The organism is Streptacidiphilus sp. MAP12-16, assembly GCF_041262165.1.
Lineage (GTDB): Bacteria > Actinomycetota > Actinomycetes > Streptomycetales > Streptomycetaceae > Streptacidiphilus.
In genome coordinates this window covers 174,490-180,489 of the sequence record NZ_JBGCBY010000018.1, presented here as the reverse complement: position 1 = coordinate 180,489, position 6,000 = coordinate 174,490, and the positions used below count along the sequence as shown (strand labels likewise).

The 6,000-nt window shown below is 73.4% G+C and carries 7 protein-coding genes; 5 read left to right on the top strand and 2 right to left on the bottom strand.

All coding sequences use genetic code 11. The annotated features are described in order from the left end of the window. The 5 genes from ABIA33_RS23855 to ABIA33_RS23835 form a co-directional block, all read left to right on the top strand. Nucleotides 1-403: alpha amylase C-terminal domain-containing protein (locus tag ABIA33_RS23855; RefSeq protein WP_370084428.1), on the top strand; the 403-nt coding region annotated here is incomplete at its 5' end. Nucleotides 404-588: 185 nt separating this feature from the next. Next, the gene (locus tag ABIA33_RS23850) at nt 589-1,212 is read left to right on the top strand and encodes a class I SAM-dependent methyltransferase (protein WP_370084427.1); all 624 of its coding nucleotides are present in this window, start codon (nt 589-591) and stop codon (nt 1,210-1,212) included. A gap of 152 nt (nt 1,213-1,364) precedes the next feature. Continuing rightward, nucleotides 1,365-1,580: a type II toxin-antitoxin system VapB family antitoxin gene (locus tag ABIA33_RS23845; protein WP_370084426.1), complete on the top strand. Its 216-nt coding sequence runs from the start codon at nt 1,365-1,367 to the stop codon at nt 1,578-1,580. Between the two features lie 223 nt (nt 1,581-1,803). Continuing rightward, on the top strand, nt 1,804-2,049 hold the full coding sequence (locus tag ABIA33_RS23840) for a hypothetical protein (RefSeq protein WP_370084425.1): 246 nt from the start codon (nt 1,804-1,806) through the stop codon (nt 2,047-2,049). Between the two features lie 2 nt (nt 2,050-2,051). Next, on the top strand, nt 2,052-2,423 hold the full coding sequence (locus tag ABIA33_RS23835) for a toxin Doc (RefSeq protein ID WP_370084424.1): 372 nt from the start codon (nt 2,052-2,054) through the stop codon (nt 2,421-2,423). A 352-nt stretch (nt 2,424-2,775) separates the two neighbouring features. On the opposite strand, the gene ABIA33_RS23830 is transcribed toward ABIA33_RS23835, so the two are convergent. Both ABIA33_RS23830 and ABIA33_RS23825 read right to left on the bottom strand, forming a co-directional pair. Further along, nucleotides 2,776-4,122, bottom strand: coding sequence for a helix-turn-helix domain-containing protein (locus ABIA33_RS23830; RefSeq protein WP_370084423.1), 1,347 nt, complete (start codon nt 4,120-4,122; stop codon nt 2,776-2,778). A 291-nt stretch (nt 4,123-4,413) separates the two neighbouring features. After that, nucleotides 4,414-5,778: a helix-turn-helix domain-containing protein gene (locus ABIA33_RS23825; protein ID WP_370084422.1), complete on the bottom strand. Its 1,365-nt coding sequence runs from the start codon at nt 5,776-5,778 to the stop codon at nt 4,414-4,416. Nucleotides 5,779-6,000 lie beyond the last annotated feature (222 nt).

Sequence of the window (6,000 nt, the reverse complement as noted above, 5' to 3'; positions counted from 1 at the left end):
TAAGGACCTGGTCCGCGACCTGAACCGGCTCTACGTCGACTCGCCGGCGCTGTGGCAGCTCGACACCGAGCCGGCCGGCTTCGCCTGGATCGACGCCGACGCCGCCGAGGACAACGTGTTCTCCTTCATCCGCTACGACCGCCACCGGCGCCCCCTGGTGGCGGTCAGCAACTTCTCGCCCCTGCCGCGCCACCGCTACCGGGTCGGCCTGCCGTACGCCAGTGACGGCGTGCACGGCGCGCGCTGGCTGGAGGTCCTGAACACCGACACGGCCCGCTACGGCGGCAGCGGCGCGGGCAACCTTGACCCGGTCAAGGCCGAGCCCACCGGCTGGAGCGGCCAGCCCACCAGCGCCGAGCTGACCCTGCCCCCGCTGGCCACCCTGTGGCTCACCCCCGCCTGAACCGGCGCCGCCCGCCGACGAAAGGTCAGCGCCCCCACCCGGTGCGCCCGGCCAAGGCCCGGGGTGAGGCCGTACCCGGCCAGCCGGCCCCGGGGCGCCGCGCGACGCCCGCACAAGCGCCGGCCGGCGCCGGGGGAGGGGCCGCCGGATCCGGCCGCCCGGACCCTCCTCGCTAATGTGCACGAGTGATCGAACCGAAGCCCCTTGCCAGTACCGCCGGTTACGGCCAAGCCGCCGCCGCGCTCGTTGAGCAGTACGAGAGCGTGTCCTTCGCCGACGTCCACCGCGACGTAGTGCACCTGTTCCCCTCAACGCCCAGCGCGATCTTGGACATCGGTGCGGGCAGTGGCCGCGATGCCGCCGCCCTGGCCAGGCTGGGGCACCGGGTGCTGGCCGTCGAGCCCACCGCGGAACTGCGCTCCCTGGGCCGGCGGCTGCACGCCGGCCAGGACATCGAGTGGGTCGACGACGCTCTGCCGGAACTGAGGGTGCTTCGCCGTCGCGGCCAACGTTTCGACCTGATCCTGCTGACCGCCGTGTGGATGCATCTGGACGATCAGCAGCGGGTGTTGGCGATGGAGAGCATCGCGGGCATGCTCGCCTCCCAGGGACACGTGGTCCTGTCCCTGCGGCACGGCCCCGTCCCCGCGGGGCGACGGATGTTCGACGTCACGGCGAACGAGACGCTCGAACTCGCCCGTGGCCACGGCCTGAACCTGGTGCACCTGAGCGAGCGTGAGGACCCCCTGGGCCGCGATGGTGTGCGCTGGAGCCACCTGGGACTGCAACAGGCCGCATCCGCCCCCTGACGCGTGCCGGGTCGGGGACATTCCCGGATCTGACAGGCCCCACCAGCGGCCCCCTGGTCGGCCCGCGGGGCGCCAGCAGACCGGAGCCCCGCCCTGCAGGCGTGCGTGGTGATATCACTCATGCAGAGCTGTGTGCCTCCGGGAGGTGTGGTGTGGCCTGGACCGTGATCGACCTGGATGACGCTCTGGTGGCGGACGTTGCGCAGGCGCTGGGGACGGGCACCAAGGGGGAGACGGTGACCATGGCGCTGCGGGAGGTGTTGCAGTACCGCCGGCGGGCCCCGGCGCTCTCGCGGCTGCGGGGCGCGGCTGCCGAGGGCGGGTTCGACCTGGGCCGGTTCGAGGACAAGGGGCGCTACCGGCGCTGAGTGCGGCTTCCGGCCGTCTTCCGCAAGCCGCGAACGCGCGACGATGTCATGCGCGGGTGCGGGGGAGTGCCGGCGCACCCACTCCCGAGGGTCAGGACAGGACCTTGCCGTGCCTGGGGACGCAGGGGTCAGCGCGCCCGCCCGCTCCGAGCGGCACGCTCACCCGGCCGCGCGCGGGAAGCCCCCTTCCATCCGTATAGCGTCAAGCTATACGGTGGGGTCCATGTCGAAGACTGTCGCGATCCGCATCCCCGACGAGGTGTACGAGCAGCTCCAGGCCCGTGCCCGCGCGGAAGGTACCACCGTCACCGCCTTGGTTACCGAGGCGGCCGTGCGCGACCCGCGCCTGAACCAGGGCGCCGGCGCAGCAGCGGCGTTCCTGGCCCGGCACGCAGCCGAGTTCGCCGAATCCTTCCCCGACGAGGAACCCGCCCCTGCCGGTGACACCCGCAACCCGCGGGCGGCCTAGCCGTGGACCTGCTGATCGACCTGCGCTGGCTCCTCGAACGCCAGGCGCAGGTCCTGCCCGAGCACCCGGAGGTCCACGACTACTCCGGACTGGTCGCCGCGGTCGCCCGGCACCGGGTGGATCCCCCGAAGATCGACTACCCCGCCGATGCGGCCCGGCGCGCCGCCGCCCTGCTGCACACGCTCGTGCTGCTGCGCCCGCTGCCGGCCCGCAACGCCCTCTACGCGTCCCTGTGCGCCTCGGTGTACATGCACAGCAGCGGCGAGGGCATCGACCCGCCCTACGGCGCGATGGTGGAGGTCTGCCGCGCGGTGCAAGGCAAGCACACGGACGTGTTCCAGGTCGCCGACCACATCCGCAGCTGGCGGATCTGAGCCGCGGGCGCGCCACGCACTCCGGTAGCCCGCCGCCGCCGAGGGGGAGTGGCCGAAGCGCCGAGCCTGCACGCGCGCTGCGTCCAGGGGCGGGAAGTTGACCGGTGATGTCACGAAGGGCCAGGGCGCACTCATCGCCCTGGAGGGCGAAACCTCCACGGTTGCCTTCGAGGCGCAGGCCGCATGACCTGACCCGACCTCAGTTTCGGTCCCGCCGCCGTGGCCCCGGCCGGGTGCACCGGCCGGCCGGGTCGCAGGTCCGGCGCCGGCCGGGCGGCGGGCCGCGGGGGTGGGGTCCGCGCGCCGGGCGGGCGGCCGGTGGGCCGGGGGGCGCGCGGTGCGCGGCGTGGGGTCAGCGCACCGCGGGCGGGATCGCGCGCACGCTAACATCGGCCGGCACCCCGGCCTGGGTCAGGGCCTTCTGGTAGGCGGTCAGGGCCTGGGGCAGCTGGCCGTGCCGGTGCCACAGGTCGGCGATGCGGCGCCACACCTCGGCGTTGGAGCGCGCCGGCGCCAGCAGCTCCAGCTGGCGTTCGGCCGCGCGCAGCGAGGCGTGGGCGCGGTCGGCCTGGCCGCGGTCGAACTGGGCCTGGGCCAGGACGGTGCGCGCCTCGGCGCCCTGGTGCGGGCGCTGGCTGCGCAGCAGCCCCAGCGCCCGGCTGGCGTGCTCGGCGGCCCGGTCCGGCTCGCCCAGCGCGAGCAGCGCCTTGGCCAGGGCGATGTCGCCGCGGGCCTGTTCGACCGTGGTGCCCACCGCGACCATGACCTGCTGGGCCTGTTCGAGCAGCTGCTTGGCCTGCTGGGCCTGCTCGCGCCCGCAGTCCAGGAGCAGTTCGCCGCACACCTTCTTGAGCACGGCCTGGTGGTGGGCGCTGTCGGTCTCCGACATCAGCATCAGCGCGCGCTCGGCCAAGGTGAGGGCCTCGTCGGTGCGGTGGCGGGCCTGGGCGACCAGGGCGGCGTTCCAGTACACGGTGCCGCGCGCGACCGGGGCGCCGGGCTGCTCGGCGGTGGCCAGCAGCCGGTCGGCGAGCATGTGGGCGCGGGTCAGGTCCCCGCGCAGGCGGTAGCAGTCGATCAGGACCGAGCCCAGCCGCCAGTGGTCGTCGGTGGCGTCCAGCCCCAGCGCGTCCAGCGCCCGCAGCGCCCGCTCGCCGATCTCCACGCTCAGCACCAGGTCGCCCGCGTCGCGGTAGCAGCGGGTCAGCGCGATGGCGATCTGGCCCCACTCGGCGGACCCGGCCACCGTCTCGCGGTCCGCGAACAGCTCCGCCAGCAGCGCGATGGCCGGCTCCAGGCGCCCGAGCCCCTCCAGGGCCAGGGCCTGGCCGATCCGGGCCCGGCGCCGGGCGGCGTCGTCCAGCAGCGCCACCGCGGTCAGCGCCTCGCTGTAGGCCTCCAGCGCCTCGCCGGTGGAGCCGCCGCGCAGCGCCATGTCACCGAACGCGATCTTGAGTTCGAGCTCCTTGACCTTGTAGTCGTCGCGGCCGGTGCGCAGGTACTCCACCGAGCAGCCGACGCGCTCGGCCAGGGATTCCAGGACCCCCTCGGAGGGGACCCGCTTGCCGGTCTCGATCAGGGAGATGTAGCTGGCCGAGATGTCGGGGGAGACCAGGTCCTGCTGGTTCATCCCGCGCTTTTGGCGCTGCTGGCGAAGCCGCTGCCCGATGCTGCCCGGATCGCGCTTTGAGTGGTCCATTGTCTTCCGATCCGCAGCTGGGGCTGGTGGCCGGCCTGGGCCGGAGCCTCGTCTTCTGGTGTGGCCATGTCAAGTTTTCCCTACCCCCCGGCTCCCCCGCGCACTCCAGGACTGTCACCCGCCCGGGGCCCGTGTGCCGAGGGGTCCGCCCGTCGCGGCGCGCGACCGCGGCCCGGTCGCGCACCACCGCCCTGCGCCGCGCCACCGCCCTGCGCGGCAGTACCGCCCTGCGCGGCAGCGTGCGCCGGGCGCCGGCGCCCGGCGGGGTGCTGGTCGCCGCGCGGGCGGGGTTCAGGTGGCTCGGGCCACCGCCCGGTGCTGGGGCGGGGCCGGCAGGGCGCCGGCGCCCCCCGCGGCCAGCCCCTCCTGGTAGGCCCGCATCGCCTCGCCGGTGTTCCCGTGCCAGTGCCACACGTCGCCGAGGTACCGGTAGACCGCGGTCACCCCCCGGGAGCGGGGCAGCTGGCGCAGCTGGCGCGCGGCCGCGTGCAGGGAGGCCTGCCCCTCGGCGGTGCGGTCGTTGAGGAGCTGGGCCTCGCCGAGGGTCACCAGCGCTTCGGCTCCCAGGCTGCCGGGGTTCTCGCCGCTGAGGATGTCCACGGCGCGCGCGGCCAGCTCGAGCGCCTCCTCGGATCGGCCCAGCCGCATGGTGACCTGGGCCAGGTTCACCTCGCAGTCGCCGCGCTCGTGCACGCTGCCCACCTCGTCCAAGGTGGCCTTGGCCTGGTCGAGCAGGGCCCGGGACTGCTCGAGGTCCCCGGTGCCGGATCGGAAGAGCATCATGGCGTGGACCGCCTTGAGCAGGGCCAGGTAGCGGGGGCTGTCTCCTTCGGCCATGAACCCCAGGGCCCGCTCGACCAGGGCGATGGCCTCCTCGCGCTGGCCGCGGGACTCGGCGATCAGACTGGCGTTCCAGTAGACCATCCCGCGGGCGGATCGCGACTGGCTCTGTTCCGCCTGGGCCAGGAGCCGGGAGCTCAGCAGGTGGGCGCGGGTGAAGTCGGCGCGCCGGTAGTAGGAGCCGACCAGGTCGACCCCCAGCATGATGTGATCGTCGGTCACGTCCAGGCCCAGCCCGTCGAGCCGGCGCACCGCGCGCTCACCGATCTCCACGCTCATGTTGATGTCGCCCACGATCCGGTAGCAGCGGCACAGCGCCACGGTCACCTGCGCCCACTGCGCCGAGCCGGCGGCCAGCCCCGGGTCGTCGGCCAGCTCGTGCAGCAGGGAGACGGCCGCCTCCAGGCGGCCCAGCTTCTCCAGCGCGGTGGCCTGTCCGATACGCGCCCGCAGGAGCATGTCCGGGCTCAGGGTGGAGGTCTTGGTCAGCACATGGCTGAAGCTCTGCAGGGCCTCGCCCGGCGAGCCGTTGCGCAGCGCCATCTCGGCGAACCCCAGCTCCAGCTGGAGGTTCTTCACATCGGCCTGGTCGCGGCCGGTGCACAGGTACTCCACCGACGATCCGACGCGCTCGGCCAGCGCGGCCAGGATCGCCGGCGAGGGGCGGCGCTTGCCGGCCTCGATCAGGGAGACGTAGCTCGTCGAGATCTCGGCGGTGGCCAGGTCTTGCTGGAGCAGCCCGCGCGCCAGGCGCAGTTCTCGCAGGCGTCGGCCGATCTCCGCGGAGCCGGTGCCCTGCAGGTGCTCGTCGGACACTGGGGTTACCTCCTGGTAGGGCTGTCGGGAGAGCGCCAGCGGATGGTCTGGGGCCCCACAACCACTGCATACATGACTTATACATACCCAGCAAGTCATCAGATGCTACCGGAGTACCTCCATGAGAGTTAAGTCTCCGTGGCGAGGAGTGGGCTCCTGCGGGGCTGCTACCGGAGAACATACTTGACTCGATCTGTGAAATCGAATTGACTTTCCCTGTCA